General features: G+C 71.4%; 16 protein-coding genes. 10 read left to right on the top strand and 6 right to left on the bottom strand.

Translation table 11 applies throughout. The features are described from left to right. Positions 1-37: 37 nt before the first annotated feature. Positions 38-814, bottom strand: coding sequence for an amino acid ABC transporter ATP-binding protein (locus SSQG_RS28710; RefSeq protein ID WP_003993417.1), 777 nt, complete (start codon positions 812-814; stop codon positions 38-40). Positions 815-1,103: 289 nt separating this feature from the next. Between SSQG_RS28710 and SSQG_RS28715 the strand changes: the two genes are divergently transcribed. Beyond that, positions 1,104-1,790 (top strand): response regulator transcription factor, encoded by a 687-nt coding sequence (locus SSQG_RS28715; protein WP_003993418.1) that lies wholly within the window; start codon positions 1,104-1,106, stop codon positions 1,788-1,790. A 9-nt stretch (positions 1,791-1,799) separates the two neighbouring features. After that, entirely contained in the window at positions 1,800-3,203 is a 1,404-nt protein-coding gene (locus SSQG_RS28720; protein WP_003993419.1) for a sensor histidine kinase, read from the top strand. A gap of 28 nt (positions 3,204-3,231) precedes the next feature. On the opposite strand, the gene SSQG_RS28725 is transcribed toward SSQG_RS28720, so the two are convergent. Further along, positions 3,232-4,233, bottom strand: a complete 1,002-nt coding sequence (locus tag SSQG_RS28725) for a TAXI family TRAP transporter solute-binding subunit (RefSeq protein ID WP_003993420.1) — start codon at positions 4,231-4,233, stop codon at positions 3,232-3,234. 109 nt (positions 4,234-4,342) lie between these two features. Between SSQG_RS28725 and SSQG_RS28730 the strand changes: the two genes are divergently transcribed. Continuing rightward, on the top strand, positions 4,343-4,750 hold the full coding sequence (locus SSQG_RS28730; protein WP_039933808.1) for a MazG nucleotide pyrophosphohydrolase domain-containing protein: 408 nt from the start codon (positions 4,343-4,345) through the stop codon (positions 4,748-4,750). Between the two features lie 249 nt (positions 4,751-4,999). Here the strand turns inward: SSQG_RS28730 and SSQG_RS28735 are convergent, their stop codons facing one another. Together SSQG_RS28735 and SSQG_RS28740 are read right to left on the bottom strand one after the other, a co-directional pair. Next, positions 5,000-6,220, bottom strand: a complete 1,221-nt coding sequence (locus SSQG_RS28735; RefSeq protein WP_003993422.1) for a cation:proton antiporter — start codon at positions 6,218-6,220, stop codon at positions 5,000-5,002. Between the two features lie 4 nt (positions 6,221-6,224). Beyond that, positions 6,225-6,710 carry a cation:proton antiporter regulatory subunit gene (locus tag SSQG_RS28740; protein ID WP_003993423.1) on the bottom strand — a complete coding sequence of 162 codons (486 nt, stop codon included), beginning with the start codon at positions 6,708-6,710 and terminating at the stop codon, positions 6,225-6,227. Between the two features lie 143 nt (positions 6,711-6,853). Here SSQG_RS28740 and SSQG_RS28745 point away from each other — a divergent pair, with 143 nt between their 5' ends. From SSQG_RS28745 to SSQG_RS28760, 4 genes are all read left to right on the top strand, one after another. Next, positions 6,854-7,912 carry a sensor histidine kinase gene (locus SSQG_RS28745; RefSeq protein WP_003993424.1) on the top strand — a complete coding sequence of 353 codons (1,059 nt, stop codon included), beginning with the start codon at positions 6,854-6,856 and terminating at the stop codon, positions 7,910-7,912. Beyond that, positions 7,912-8,565 carry a response regulator gene (locus SSQG_RS28750; protein ID WP_003993425.1) on the top strand — a complete coding sequence of 218 codons (654 nt, stop codon included), beginning with the start codon at positions 7,912-7,914 and terminating at the stop codon, positions 8,563-8,565. The genes SSQG_RS28745 and SSQG_RS28750 overlap by 1 nt, the downstream gene beginning before the upstream one ends. 65 nt (positions 8,566-8,630) lie before the next feature. Further along, positions 8,631-10,157 (top strand): tRNA (N6-isopentenyl adenosine(37)-C2)-methylthiotransferase MiaB, encoded by a 1,527-nt coding sequence (miaB, locus tag SSQG_RS28755; RefSeq protein ID WP_003993426.1) that lies wholly within the window; start codon positions 8,631-8,633, stop codon positions 10,155-10,157. 146 nt (positions 10,158-10,303) lie between these two features. Then, positions 10,304-11,017: a class III extradiol dioxygenase subunit B-like domain-containing protein gene (locus SSQG_RS28760; RefSeq protein WP_003993427.1), complete on the top strand. Its 714-nt coding sequence runs from the start codon at positions 10,304-10,306 to the stop codon at positions 11,015-11,017. Positions 11,018-11,135: 118 nt separating this feature from the next. On the opposite strand, the gene SSQG_RS28765 is transcribed toward SSQG_RS28760, so the two are convergent. After that, positions 11,136-11,576, bottom strand: coding sequence for an antitoxin (locus SSQG_RS28765; protein ID WP_003993428.1), 441 nt, complete (start codon positions 11,574-11,576; stop codon positions 11,136-11,138). 26 nt (positions 11,577-11,602) lie between these two features. Further along, on the bottom strand, positions 11,603-11,881 hold the full coding sequence (locus SSQG_RS28770) for a hypothetical protein (protein ID WP_039933809.1): 279 nt from the start codon (positions 11,879-11,881) through the stop codon (positions 11,603-11,605). 180 nt (positions 11,882-12,061) lie between these two features. Between SSQG_RS28770 and miaA the strand changes: the two genes are divergently transcribed. From miaA to dapF, 3 genes are all read left to right on the top strand, one after another. Further along, positions 12,062-13,000, top strand: coding sequence for a tRNA (adenosine(37)-N6)-dimethylallyltransferase MiaA (gene miaA / locus SSQG_RS28775; protein ID WP_003993430.1), 939 nt, complete (start codon positions 12,062-12,064; stop codon positions 12,998-13,000). Positions 13,001-13,108: 108 nt separating this feature from the next. Next, positions 13,109-13,639, top strand: a complete 531-nt coding sequence (locus tag SSQG_RS28780; protein ID WP_003993431.1) for a hypothetical protein — start codon at positions 13,109-13,111, stop codon at positions 13,637-13,639. A gap of 40 nt (positions 13,640-13,679) precedes the next feature. Then, positions 13,680-14,552, top strand: coding sequence for a diaminopimelate epimerase (dapF, locus tag SSQG_RS28785; protein WP_003993432.1), 873 nt, complete (start codon positions 13,680-13,682; stop codon positions 14,550-14,552). Positions 14,553-14,742 lie beyond the last annotated feature (190 nt).

Consider the following 14,742-nt stretch of genomic DNA (forward strand, 5'->3'; position numbering starts at 1 on the left):
CGGGCGGCGTGGGCCGCGTCCGGCGCGACCCTCGCCGTCAGTGGTGCAGGATCTTCGACAGGAAGTCCTTGGCACGGTCACTGCGCGGGTTGCTGAAGAACTGGTCGGGCGCAGCCTCCTCGACGATTCGGCCGTCCGCCATGAAGACCACGCGGTTTGCAGCCGACCGTGCGAAGCCCATCTCGTGGGTGACGACGATCATGGTCATGCCGTCGCGGGCGAGCTGCTGCATGACCTCCAGCACCTCGTTGATCATCTCGGGGTCGAGCGCCGAGGTGGGCTCGTCGAAGAGCATGACCTTCGGCTCCATGGCCAGGGCCCGCGCGATGGCGACACGCTGCTGCTGACCGCCGGAGAGCTGCGCCGGGTACTTCTCGGCCTGCGCGCCCACGCCGACCCGGTCCAGCAGGGCCCGGGCCCGCTCCTCGGCCGCCTTCTTGTCCTTCTTGCGGACCTTGATCTGGCCGAGCATCACGTTCTCGAGCACGGTCTTGTGCGCGAAGAGGTTGAAGGACTGGAAGACCATCCCCACGTCGGCACGCAGCCGGGCCAGCTCCTTGCCCTCGGCGGGCAGCGGCTTGCCGTCGATCGTGATCGAGCCGGAGTCGACCGTCTCCAGGCGGTTGATGGTGCGGCACAGGGTGGACTTCCCGGACCCGGAGGGCCCGATGACGACGACGACTTCGCCACGGGCGATCGTCATGTCGATGTCCTGGAGCACGTGCAACGCGCCGAAGTGCTTGTTGACGCTCTTCAGGACGACCAGTTCGCCGGTCGCGGCCACATCTTCCTTGGCCACCGATACTTCGGTCATCGCTCTAAGGCTCCGTCCTCCTCGGTTTCGGAGGACAGTAGTGATGCTCCACGACCTGCGTCATTACATCTGAGGGGAATCTGAGCATCACGATCCGATAGCAATCGGACACGTGTCGTAGCACTTATGAGCAGCGCGCATATCGGCCGGGTAACGGAAGCTCTCCGCAACCGGAACCCTCTTGACGCCGTCCTCATCCATCAGCGTGACTGCACAGGATGCACGCGCGCGTGTGCACGTGATTTGTACACATCCAGAGCGTACGGCCAGTGAACCGAAGGGGGCCCGGATGAGACTGCTGCTCGTCGAGGACGACAACCACGTCGCCGCCGCCCTGTCGGCTGTCCTGGCGCGGCACGGGTTCGACGTCACGCACGCGCGCAGCGGTGAAGAGGCCCTCCAGGCTCTCGTCCCCGAGAGCGACTGCTTCGGTGTCGTCCTCCTCGACCTCGGCCTGCCCGACCAGGACGGATACGAGGTCTGCGGCAAGATCCGCAAGCGCACCAGCACCCCGGTGATCATGGTCACCGCACGCTCCGACGTGCGCTCCCGCATCCACGGCCTCAACCTCGGCGCCGACGACTACGTGGTGAAGCCGTACGACACCGGGGAACTGCTCGCCCGGATCCACGCCGTGAGCCGGCGCACCTCCCACGAGGACACGTCGAGCGGCATCGAGACCGAGCTGCGGCTCGGCCCCGTGCACATCGAGCTGCCCACGCGCCGGGTCAGCGTCGACGGGGCGGTGATCCAGCTGACCCGCAAGGAGTTCGACCTGCTGGCCCTGCTCGCGCAGCGGCCCGGGGTGGTCTTCCGCCGGGAGCAGATCATCAGCGAGGTGTGGCGTACCAGCTGGGAGGGGACCGGGCGCACCCTGGAGGTACACGTCGCCTCCCTGCGCGCCAAGCTGCGCATGCCGGCCCTCATCGAGACCGTACGCGGAGTCGGCTACCGGCTCGTCGCGCCTGCCGGATAGCGGGGCCGGGTGCGCACTCGTCTGCTCCCGCTGCTGATCGTCCTGATGGCGGCCGTGCTGCTCGCGCTCGGCGTCCCGCTCGCCGTCAGTCTGGCCGGCGCCCAGCAGCAGAAGGTCGTCGTCGACCGGATCGACGACACCGCGCGCTTCGCCGCCCTCGCCCAGTTCGTCACCGACTCGCCCACCGACGCAGGCGTGTTCGAGAACGAGCGTCTGACCGTGCTCAGCAGCGAGCTCGACAGTTACCACGAGGTCTACGGCATAAAGGCTGGGGTCTTCTACCGCAGCGGCAGGGCCATGGCTCAGGCACCGGCCAGTTGGTCGCTGCCGAAGGAGGGCGAGGTACGGGACGCCTTCGACGAGGCGCTGCTCAGCCGCCGCAGCCACGACCCGCAGCAGGTGTGGCCCTGGCAGCGCCGCAACCTCGTGGTCGCCTCGCCGGTCATCCGGGACGGCGATGTCGTCGCGGTCGTCGTCACCGACTCGCCCACCGGGCAGATGCGCTCGCGCACGCTGCACGGCTGGCTGGTCATCGGCGCGGGAGAGGCCGCCGCGATGCTGCTGGCCGTCGGCGCCGCCCTGCGGCTGACCGGCTGGGTGCTGCGGCCCGTGCGCGTCCTCGACGCCACCACCCACGACATCGCCACCGGGCGGCTGAAGTCCCGGGTCGCCGCCGCCGGCGGGCCGCCGGAACTGCGGCGCCTGGCCCGGTCGTTCAACGAGATGGCCGACAACGTCGAGGACGTGCTCGAGCAGCAGCGCGCCTTCGTCGCCGACGCCTCGCACCAGTTGCGCAACCCGCTCGCGGCGCTGCTGCTGCGCATCGAGCTGCTCTCCTTCGAACTGCCCGAGGGCAACCAGGAGATCGCCTCCGTCCAGGCCGAGGGCAAGCGTCTCGCGCAGGTCCTGGACGACCTGCTCGACCTGGCGCTGGCCGAGCACAGCGAGGCGGATCTGAAGATCACGGACATTGGTGCGCTCGCCGCCGAACGGGTGGCGGCCTGGGCCCCGACCGCCGAGGCCAAGGGCGTGCGCCTGGTGGGCGACTGCCCGCCGACGACCGCGTGGGCCGACCCGGTGGCGCTGTCCAGCGCGCTGGACGCCGTCATCGACAACGCGGTGAAGTTCACTCCCGAGGACCAGACCGTCGAGGTGACCGTCGCCTTCAACGGCGACACCTCCACCGTCGTCGTCATCGACCACGGCCCCGGTCTGACCGACGAGGAGCTGGCCCGCATCGGTGACCGCTTCTGGCGGAGCGGGCGCCATCAGAACATCAAGGGCTCCGGCCTCGGGCTGTCCATCTCGCGGGCGCTGCTCGCGGCGGGCGGCGGTTCGATCGGGTACGACCACCACGAGCCGCACGGGCTGCGGGTGACGGTGCGCGTGCCCAGGTCCGGGCCCACCTCCTGACGGCGGTCGGCAGGGGCGGGCCCGGGCGCTACGGCTTGACCGACTGGTAGTAGCGCTGGGCGCCGGCGTGCAGCTTGAGCGGGTCGGTGTAGATCGCCGTGCGGACGTCCACCAGCTGGGCGGAGTGGACGGTCGCGCCGATGCCGTCCCGGCTGTCGATCACGGTACGGGTCAGCCATTCGGTGAGCCGGGGGTCCATGTCCTTGCGCGTGACCAGCAGGTTCGACACCGCCAGGGTGGGGACCGGGTCGCCGCGCTGGATGGTGGGGTAGGCCGACTCCGGCATCTTGGTGGCCCGGTAGTAGCGGGTGGCACCGCCCTGGTCGTGGAGCTTGGCCACGAGGCGGGCGTCGATCGGCACGAACCGGAAGGCCGACGCCGACTTCTTGGCCAGCCTGCTGAGCCCGTCCGTGGGCAGGCCGCCCGACCAGAAGAACGCGTCGAGGCCGTGTCCCAGCCGCCTCGGCCCGGTGTCGATGCCGTCCGACGAGGGCTTGATGTCCTTCTCCGGGTCGATACCGGCCGCCTTGAGCACCCCGTTCGCGATCAGCCGCACCCCGGAGTTCGGCAGCCCTATGGCCACGTGCTTGCCCCGCAGGTCCGCGACGGAGCGGATGTCCGAGTCGGGCGGCACGACGAGCTGGGCGTAGTCGTCGTAACAGGCGTGCCACTCCGCGCAGCCGGTCGGCGCCGCTCCGTGGTCGATCCGGTACTTGGCGACCGCGTTCGCCGCGGCGACCGCGAAGTCGGCCTTGCCCGTGGCCACGTCCATGACGTTCTCCTGCGAACCGGCACTGGTCTGCAGGCGCACGTTCAGGTCGGGCATGTCCCGGTCGATCGCGGTGCGCAGGAGCTCGCCGTACTCGTGGTAGACCCCCGCGCGGGTGCCCGTGCTGAACCTGATTGTCCCGCCCGGCGGCTCCTCGGCCCAGGGCCGCAGCCACCACAGCAGCAGCCCTAGGACCACCAGGGAGGCGGCGCCGCCCTGCAGGGCCCGGCGCCTGCCGATTCGGGGGAACATCTGGGACATGCGCGAGATCCTGCCAGCCGGGGTGCCCCGCTGACCAGGGGAGGGCTCACAGCGCGGGGGCCGACCCGGGGCGAAGGGAGTGTCAGTGGCGGCCACTACAGTCGCCCCCATGAGCTCCTCGCCCGCAGACCTGGTCCGTGAATTCCACCTCGCCTTCGGCCTGGACGCGCGCAGCACCCCTACGGAGATCTCCCCGGACCTCGCCGCCCACAGAGGCGAACTCCTCGCGGAGGAGGCGGCCGAGGTCGCCGAGGTCTCGGTGCGGGGCCCGCTCGACCGGCTCGCCCACGAACTGGCCGACGTCGTCTACGTGGCCTACGGCACGGCCCTCGTCCACGGCATCGACCTCGACGCGGTGCTCGCCGAGATCCACCGCTCCAACATGACGAAGATCGGCCCCGACGGATCGGTCTCCCGCCGCGCGGACGGCAAGGTGCTCAAGGGGGAGCACTACGAGGCACCGGACGTCATGGAGGTGCTGCGGAGGCAGGGGTGGGCGCCGGACCGGACCGGCTGACGGTCCGGGGATGCGCCGGAGGTTTGCCGGACGGGACCGCTGACGGCCGGAGGTGTACCGGAAGGGACTGGCTCACCACCCGGGGGTGCCGGGAGGGACTGACTCACCACTCGGGGGTGCCAGAAGGGACTGACTCACCACCCGGGGGTGCCGGAGCTGATTGACCGCCCGGGGATGGCCGGACGGGAGCGACTGATGACCCGGGGTGCCGAAGGGCGGAGAGGGCCGCCCCGCAGCACCCCCGGCTCCTCAGTCCGCCACCGGCGCCTCCGCCTCGGTCGTCCGGGGTGTCGTCTCCGGCAGGTCCCGGCGCTCGCGGCGCCGGCTCCACCACATCGCCACGGGCTCCGTGTAGCGAGCGGTGAGGGGGCCCAGGACGACCAGGATGAGGACGTAGGCCGTGGCCAGCGGGCCGAGAGACGGTTCGATGCCCGCCGAGACCGCCAGACCGGCGATGACGATCGAGAACTCGCCGCGGGCCACCAGCGCACCGCCCGCACGCCAGCGGCCCTTCACGGAGATCCCGGCCCGCCGGGCCGCCCAGTAGCCGGTGGCGATCTTCGTCAGGGCGGTGACGACCGCCAAGGCCAGGGCCGGCAGCAGGACGGGCGGGATGCTGGACGGGTCGGTGTGCAGCCCGAAGAAGACGAAGAAGACCGCCGCGAACAGGTCGCGCAGGGGGCTCAGCAGGGTGTGCGCACCCTCCGCCACCTCACCCGACAGCGCGATGCCCACCAGGAAAGCCCCCACCGCCGCGGACACCTGGAGCTGCTGGGCCACACCCGCGACCAGGATCGTCAGACCCAGCACCACCAGCAGCAGCTTCTCCGGGTCGTCGCTGGAGACGAACCGCGAGATGACCCTGCCGTAGCGCACGGCCAGGAACAGCACGAGCCCCGCCGCGCCCAGCGCGATCGCCAGGGTCACACTGCCGGCCAGCAGCCCGACGCCCGCCACCAGGGCCGTGACGATGGGCAGGTACACCGCCATCGCCAGATCCTCCAGCACGAGCACGCTGAGGATCACCGGCGTCTCCCGGTTGCCGACCCGGCCCAGATCGCCCAGCACCTTCGCGATCACCCCGGAGGACGAGATCCAGGTGACACCGGCCAGGACGACCGCGGCCACCGGCCCCCAGCCGAGCAGCAGCGCCACCGCGGCCCCCGGCAGCGCGTTGAGCGCGCAGTCGACCAGACCGGAGGGGTAGTGCGTCTTGAGGTTGGAGACCAGATCGCTCGCCGTGTACTCCAGGCCCAGCATCAACAGCAGCAGGATGACGCCGATCTCCGCGCCCGTGGCGACGAACTCCTCGCTCGCGCCCAGCGGCAGCAGACCGCCCTCGCCGAAGGCCAGACCGGCCAGGAGGTACAGCGGTATCGGCGAGAGCCGGAAACGGCCGGCGAACCGGCCGAGCAGGCCGAGGCCGAGGATGATGGAACCGAACTCGATCAGCAGGACCGCGGAGTGCACCGGCTCACTCCCGCCCGAGTATCGTCGCGGCGGCGTCGACGCCCTCACGGGTGCCGACCACGATCAGCGTGTCACCGCCCGCCAGCCGGAAGTCCGGTGCGGGCGAGGGGATGGCCTCCGCCCGGCGCAGCACCGCCACCACCGATGCGCCGGTGTCCGTCCGCATCTTGGTGTCGCCCAGCACCCGCCCGTTCCAGCGCGAGGTCGCGGCCACCTCGATCCGCTCGGCGACCAGTCCCAGGTCCGTGGTGTACAGCAGACTCGGGCTGTGGTGGGACGGCTTCAGCGCGTCGATCAGCGAACCGGCCTCCGAGCCGGTCAGCCGCAGGGAGTGCGCGCAGGAGTCCGGATCGTCGGCCCGGTACACGTTCACCGTGCGGGTGCCGTCACGGTGCGCCACCACCGACAGATGGCGGTGTTCCCGGGTCTCCAGGTCGTACTGGACCCCGATTCCCGGCAGCGGCGTCGCCCTCAGGCGCGGAGCTGACACGTTTCTTCCCCTTGTTCGTCTTGATCGTCTTGATCGTCTTGCTGGTGTCGGTGTCGTGAGCGGTCTGGTGTCGGTGTCGTGAGCGGTGTCGATCAACGGATCGGTCAACTCCGCATGCTGCCATCCGGCCGTACGGTGACGACATGGGTGTCGTGACGGATATACGCAGTGGCCGGTCGCCGGAGAGGGTGGAGGGGGCGGAGTCGTACGCGAAGGGCGGAAGGGGCGGATCCAGGAACGTGTCGCTGTTCTGGCGGATCTTCTCGCTCAACGCCGCGGGCCTGGTCGTGGCCACCGCACTGCTGCTCGGCCCGGTCACCGTCTCCACGCCCGTGCTGGCGGGAGAGGCGCTCGTCCTGCTCGGCGGGCTGCTGATGCTGCTCGCCGGCAACGCGCTCGTGCTGCGCTTCGGCCTCGTGCCCCTGCAGCGACTCGACCGGGCCATGGCCACCGCGGACCTGCTGCGTCCGGGCTCCCGCCCGGTGGTGGCCGGGCCCGCGGAGACGGCCGGGCTGATCACGACGTACAACACGATGCTCGACCGCCTGGAGGCCGAGCGGGCCGCGGGCGCCGCCCGGGCGTTGTCCGCGCAGGAGAGCGAGCGGCACCGGATCGCCCGGGAGCTCCACGACGAGGTCGGGCAGACCCTGACCGCCGTGCTCCTCCAGCTCAAGCGTGTCGCGGACCGGGCCCCCGAGGACCTGCGCGAGGAAGTGGGCCAGGCCCAGGAGGCGACCCGGGCCGGCCTGGACGAGATCCGCCGGATCGCCCGTCGGCTGCGCCCCGGTGTCCTGGAGGAACTCGGCCTGGCCAGCGCCCTGCGCTCGCTCACCAACGAGTTCACGACACATGGGCTGACCGTGCGCCACCACGTCACCGGCGACCTCCCCGCCCTGACCCCCGAGTCGGAACTCGTCGTGTACCGGGTGGCCCAGGAAGGCCTGACCAACACCGCCCGGCACGCCGCCGCCGACCGCGCCGAACTCCGGCTCCAGCCGGTCCCCGGCGGCGTCGAGCTCCTCGTCCGCGACAACGGCACGGGCCTCGGCGACGCCCCGGAGGGCGCCGGCATCACCGGCATGCGCGAACGCGCCCTGCTGATCGGCGCGGCCCTCACCCTCGAACCGGCCCCGGGCGGCGGCACCGCCATACGGCTGCGCGTACCGGTGACGCGCACACCAGTGACTGAAGGACCCCGCTGATGTCCACACCGATCCGCGTGCTGCTCGCCGACGACCACACCCTCGTACGCCGGGGAGTGCGCCTCATCCTGGACGGGGAGCCCGACCTCACGGTCGTGGCCGAGGCCGGGGACGGCGCCGAGGCCGTCGCCAAGGCCCGGGAGACCCCCGTGGACCTGGCCGTCCTGGACGTCGCCATGCCCCGCATGACCGGCCTCCAGGCGGCCCGTGAACTCTCCCGCCGGCTTCCCGGGCTGCACATCCTCATCCTGACCATGTACGACAACGAGGAGTACTTCTTCGAGGCGCTCAGGGCCGGAGCCAGCGGCTACGTCCTGAAGTCGGTCGCCGACCGCGACCTGGTCGAGGCCTGCCGGGCGGCCGTGCGCGACGAGCCTTTCATCTACCCCGGGGCCGAGCGGGCACTCGTCCGCTCCTACCTGGAGCGGCTGCACGCGGGCGGCGGCCTGCCGGAACGGCCCATCACCGAGCGCGAGGAGGAGATCCTCAAGCTGGTCGCCGAGGGCCACACCTCGAAGGAGATCGGCGAACTGCTCTTCATCAGCGCCAAGACGGTGGAACGCCACCGCGCCAACCTCCTCCAGAAGCTCGGCATGCGCGACCGGCTGGAGCTGACCAGGTACGCGATCCGGGCGGGACTCATCGAGGCGTGAGGCGGCCGCCCCCGGTTGTCCACAGGCGACCGGGTCACTTCCGCCGACCGCCTACCCTTGTCCCCATGAGCAGCATCGACCGGAGCCAGTCAGTGGGCGGCACGCGCACATATGAGGTACGCACCTACGGGTGCCAGATGAACGTCCACGACTCCGAGCGATTGGCCGGTCTGCTGGAGGACGCGGGCTACGTCCGCGCACCGGAGGGCTCCGACGGCGAGGCGGACGTCGTCGTCTTCAACACCTGCGCCGTGCGGGAGAACGCCGACAACAAGCTCTACGGCAACCTCGGGCACCTCGCGCCCAAGAAGGCCGGCCGCCCCGGCATGCAGATCGCCGTCGGCGGCTGTCTGGCGCAGAAGGACCGCGACACCATCGTGAAGAAGGCGCCCTGGGTGGACGTCGTCTTCGGTACGCACAACATCGGCAAGCTGCCGGTCCTGCTGGAGCGCGCCCGCGTCCAGGAGGAGGCACAGGTCGAGATCGCCGAGTCGCTGGAGGCCTTCCCCTCGACGCTGCCGACGCGCCGCGAGAGCGCGTACGCGGCCTGGGTCTCCATCTCCGTCGGCTGCAACAACACCTGCACCTTCTGCATCGTCCCGGCCCTGCGCGGCAAGGAGAAGGACCGCCGCCCCGGCGACATCCTCGCCGAGATCGAGGCCCTGGTCGCCGACGGCGTCTCCGAGATCACGCTCCTCGGGCAGAACGTCAACGCGTACGGCTCGGACATCGGCGACCGTGAGGCCTTCAGCAAGCTGCTTCGGGCCTGCGGGAAGATCGAGGGCCTCGAGCGGGTCCGCTTCACCTCGCCGCACCCGCGCGACTTCACCGACGACGTCATCGCCGCCATGGCCGAGACGCCGAACGTGATGCCGCAGCTGCACATGCCGCTGCAGTCCGGTTCGGACCCGGTCCTGAAGGCCATGCGCCGCTCCTACCGTCAGGAGCGCTACCTGGGGATCATCGAGAAGGTCCGCGCCGCCATCCCGCACGCGGCGATCAGCACCGACATCATCGTGGGCTTCCCCGGCGAGACCGAGGAGGACTTCGAGCAGACGCTGCATGTGGTGCGCGAGGCCCGCTTCGCCCAGGCCTTCACCTTCCAGTACTCCAAGCGCCCGGGCACCCCGGCCGCCGAGATGGACGGCCAGATCCCCAAGAAGGTCGTCCAGGAGCGCTACGAGCGTCTCGTCGCCCTCCAGGAGGAGATCTCCTGGGAGGAGAACAAGAAGCAGGTCGGCCGCACGCTGGAGCTGATGGTCGCCGAGGGCGAGGGCCGCAAGGACGACAGCACCCACCGCCTGTCCGGCCGCGCCCCCGACAACCGCCTCGTCCACTTCACCAAGCCGGACCAGGAGGTCCGCCCCGGTGACGTGGTCACGGTCGAGATCACCTACGCCGCCCCGCACCACCTCCTCGCCGAGGGCGCCGTGCTGGACGTGCGCCGCACCCGCGCGGGTGACGCCTGGGAGAAGCGCAATGCCGAGAAGTCGGCGAAGCCGTCCCAGCCGACCGGCGTCCTCCTGGGCCTCCCCAAGATCGGCGTGCCCGAGCCGCTCCCGGCTGCCACGAGCGGCTGCGGCTGCGACTGAGCCGGGGCTGCGGCGTCAGCCCGGCTGTGGCCTCAGCGCGGCTGCGGCCGGTCCTGGCCGGGGCCGGGCCCGGCGAGGTGAGGGCGGGATGAGGCCCCTGGACGCGGTGCGCTTGCGGGCGGCCCACCAGGGTTACCCTGCCGATCATGCTTGTCGCCGCCGCTGTCTGTCCCTGTCCGCCCTTGCTGGTTCCCGAGGTCGCCGCCGGTGCGGCCCCGGAGCTGGATCCCGCCCGGGCCGCCTGCACGGACGCCCTGGGCGTGCTCGCCGCCGCCCGGCCCGGCCGGCTCGTGGTCGTCGGGCCGGTGGACGGCTCCGGGTGCGAGACATACCCGGAGGGCACGCCGGGTTCGTTCCGGGGCTTCGGCGTCGGTCTCGACGTCCGGCTGGGACGGAACGCGGGCGCGTACACGGGCCGGAGGCTCCCGTACGCGCTGGCGGTGGCCGCCCGGCTGCTGGAGCGGACCGGGTGGTCCGACGCCCCGGTCGAGGGACTCGGCGTGGGGGACCGGCTCCCGCCCGAGGAGTGTGCCCGGATCGGGCGGGACATCGCCGCCCGGTCCGAGCGGGTCGCGCTGCTGGTGATGGGTGATGCCAGCGCGTGCCGGACGCTCAAGGCCCCTGGCTATCTGGACGAACGGGCGGCCCCCTTCGACGCGGAGGTCGCGCGGGCGCTCGGCGCCGGGGACCTGGCCGCTCTGGCGGAGCTGGACCCGGACCTCGCGCACGAACTGAAGGCGTCCGGCCGTGCCCCCTGGCAGGTTCTGGCGGGTGCGGCCGAGGACGCGGGCCTCGGCGGATCACTGCTGTACGAGGACGCGCCGTACGGCGTCGGATACATCGTGGCCGGCTGGTCGTAGCCCCGGCCCCAGGCACGGGAAACGGCGGACGGCCGGGAGCTTTCATGCTCCACGGCCGTCCGCCGTTGTGCCCTTCGACGGGTCGGCACGTGCGCCGAGGTGTGTGCCGATGCGCGCTTCAGGAAGTGGGCGGTGGGGCTTCGTCCGGCGGCGTGGTGCGATCCGCGTCCGATGGTGGCGTGGTGCCACCCGCGTCCGACGGTGGCGGGGTGCCACCCGGGTCCGACGGTGGTGGGGTACGGCCCGCACCCGACGCCGTGCCACCCGGGTCCGGTGTGGCGCCTTCCGTGCTCGGTGGGGCGCCGCCCGTGCTCGGCGGCGGTGTCGCGCCGCCCGCTTCCGGTCCCTCGCCGTGGTGCGCGAGTCGGCCCATGGTGCCCTTGGCCTTGTCCGTGCCCGAGTGGATCCTGTCGCTGTACTTGCCCTTGGTCCTCTTGTCGACGGCCTCGGCGGCCTTGTCGAGGCCGTGGTGGATCTTGCCCTCGTGCCGCTGCGCGAGGTCCGAGACCTTTCCCTTGGCCGGGCCCAGTCTGGCCTTCACGTTGTGCAGGAGACCCATGGTTCACCTTCCCTCGCGCGGCACGGTCACGTACGGGCGTTGTCACCGGCCTCGTTGTCGGCCGCCTTGTCGGTGGACTGCTGCTTCGGGATGTCGACGCTCTCGGTCTCGGTGACCTCGGGAGCCTCGGCCGCGGGTTCGGCCGGCTCCGCTGCCCCGTCAGACCCCTTCCCCGTCGCGGCCTCTGCCGCCTCCGCCGCCTTGTCCGCCTCGGAGCCGTCCTTCGCCGCGTCGGCCTGAGCCTCGGCGGCAGGCGCCTCCTCCGTGGCCTTCGACCGCCGGAGAAGCCGTGCAAAAACGCCCATATCCACTCCATACGTTACTCGTGCGGGCGAAATCCCGCGTCGCCCGGTGCGTCCGTTTGCACGGCCCGGGCCACCGCCTCTGTGATCCGGCGGCAGGACCTCGAACGGGCAACGACCCCGTGGCCGCGGCGTCACGTAACTCGTTCGAGAGCGGGGTGCGAGGTTTGCGAGACTGGGTCGGTGAGCAGTGCACCCCCCGCCCCCCGCGTCATCGCCGTCGTCGGACCAACTGCGGCCGGAAAGTCCGATCTGGGCGTCTTCCTGGCTCAGCGTCTCGGCGGCGAGGTCGTCAACGCCGACTCCATGCAGCTCTACCGAGGGATGGACATCGGCACCGCCAAGCTGACGCCCGAGGAGCGCGGCGGCGTCCCGCATCACCTCCTGGACATCTGGGACGTGACCGTCACGGCATCCGTCGCCGAGTACCAGCGCCTCGCCCGGGCGCGGATCGATGCGCTGCTCGCAGAGGACCGCTGGCCCATCCTGGTCGGCGGCTCCGGACTGTATGTGCGCGGGGCCGTGGACAACCTGGAGTTCCCCGGCACCGACCCGGAGGTCCGCGCCCGCCTGGAGGAGGAACTCACCCTGCGCGGCTCGGGCGCCCTGCATGCCCGGCTGGCCGCTGCCGACCCCCAGGCCGCGCGGGCGATCCTGCCCAGCAACGGCCGGAGGATCGTCCGGGCCCTGGAGGTGATCGAGATCACCGGCAGGCCCTTCACCGCCAACCTCCCTGGTCACGACTCGGTGTACGACACGCTCCAGATCGGCGTCGACGTCGCACGGCCGGAGCTGGACGAGCGCATCGCGCGCCGGGTCGACCGGATGTGGGACGCCGGTCTCGTGGACGAGGTGCGCGCATTGGAGGCGCAGGGGTTGCGTGAAGGGCGTACGGCCTCGCGCGCGCTCGGCTACCAGCAGGTGCTCGCGGCGCTCGCCGGGGAGTGCACCCTCGAGGAGGCACGGGCCGAGACCGTACGTGCCACCAAGCGCTTCGCGCGCCGCCAGGATTCGTGGTTCAGGCGCGATCCACGGGTGCACTGGTTGAGTGGGGCTGCGGCCGACCTCACAGAACTTCCGCGGCTCGCGCTGTCTTTGGTCGAACGACCGGTTACAGCCTGATCACGTCATGGCATCGGGACGCCCAGGCCGTCATCCGGGCCTTCGGCGGCGTGCCATCATCGAGCTTCGATCGACCGAGTTGAGTCCTAGTTGGGAGGGCGCGTGGCGATGGAGGCCGGCCCTCGCGACACCGCACGAAGCACCGAGCACATCACCGCCGAGCGGGATGAGCCGGAGCACCGGGACGGACCCGAGCACCGGGACGGACCGGAGCAGGAGACGGACAGCCTCAGCTCCGACGGGCCCGACGAGACGCAGGGTGTGACCGACGACGGCCCCGAGCCCGGCGAGATGTTCGCCGACGAGGTCGAGGTCGAGCTGCGGCCGCAGCGCCGGCTGCGCATCTGGCAGCTCGCCCCCATCGTCGGCCTCGCGGCACTCGGCTCCCTGATGTTCGCGTTCCCGCTGGCCTTCGACTTCGGCGACAGCGGGGCCGTCATCGCCATGCTCGGCCTGCTGATCTGCTCGTGCGCGGCCGGCTGGGGCATGATGGCGGCCCGCCGCGTGGGTTACACGTGGCCGGGCCTGCCGGCCAAGGGCTCCGGCCGCAGACCCGACTGGCGGGTCGCCCTCGCGTACGCGGTGATGGTGGCGGCGGTGGTCGTCCTGGCGGTCTGGCGCGTAGCCAGGCTCCGCTAGCGCAGGGCCCTCCCCGCTCGGCGCCCCGTACGATCGGGGCATGAGCATGCGGATCCCCTTCCTCAAGGGTCACGGCACCGAGAACGACTTCGTGATCGTCCCGGACCCCGAGAACACCCTCGACCTGCCCCCGGCCACAGTCGCCGCCCTGTGCGATCGCCGCGCGGGCATCGGCGGTGACGGCCTGCTGCACGTCGTGCGATCCGCTGCCCACCCCGAGGCGAAGAGCATGTCGGCCGAGGCCGAGTGGTTCATGGACTACCGCAACGGCGACGGCTCGATCGCCGAGATGTGCGGCAACGGCGTGCGCGTCTTCGCGCGCTACCTCCAGCGCGCCGGACACGTCACCGAAGGGGACCTCGCGATCGCCACGCGCGGAGGGGTGAAGACCGTGCACATCGCCAAGGACGGCGACATCACCGTCGGCATGGGCAAGGCGCTGCTCCCCGAGGGCGACGTCACGGTGAGCGTCGGAGAGCGCAGCTGGCCCGCGCGGAACGTGAACATGGGAAACCCGCACGCGGTGGCGTTCGTGGACGACCTGACGCACGCCGGTGACCTGTACGCCCCGCCGCCCTTCAGTCCGCCCGCCGCCTACCCGGACGGTGTGAACGTCGAGTTCGTGGTCGACCGCGGCCCCGGGCACGTCGCGATGCGCGTGCACGAGCGGGGTTCCGGCGAGACCCGCTCGTGCGGCACGGGCGCGTGCGCGGTCGCCGTGGCCGCCGCCCGCCGCGACGGCGCCGACCCGGCGGTCACCGGCACACCGGCGACGTACACGGTCGACGTCCCCGGCGGGACCTTGGTGATCACCGAGCGTCCCGACGGGCAGATCGAGATGACGGGCCCGGCGCTGATCGTGGCCGAGGGCGAGATCGACGCAGGGTGGCTGGAGACCGCGACGGCCCCGTGAGGTAGGGACGACCGGCCTGAAACAGTCGCGCTCCGTCGGCCACGCGACCCGAAACCACCGTTTCGAACCGGCCATTTGGCGGGAAGCGGATGGTTGCGAACGCGATGTACAGGGGTACAAACCTCACATTCATCGCTCGAATGGGTGATCAGTTTCACGCTCGGCGAGAGGCGGTCAGCCGCGCGTGGTG

Origin of the sequence: Streptomyces viridochromogenes DSM 40736 (assembly GCF_000158955.1) — a bacterium.
GTDB lineage: Bacteria > Actinomycetota > Actinomycetes > Streptomycetales > Streptomycetaceae > Streptomyces > Streptomyces venetus.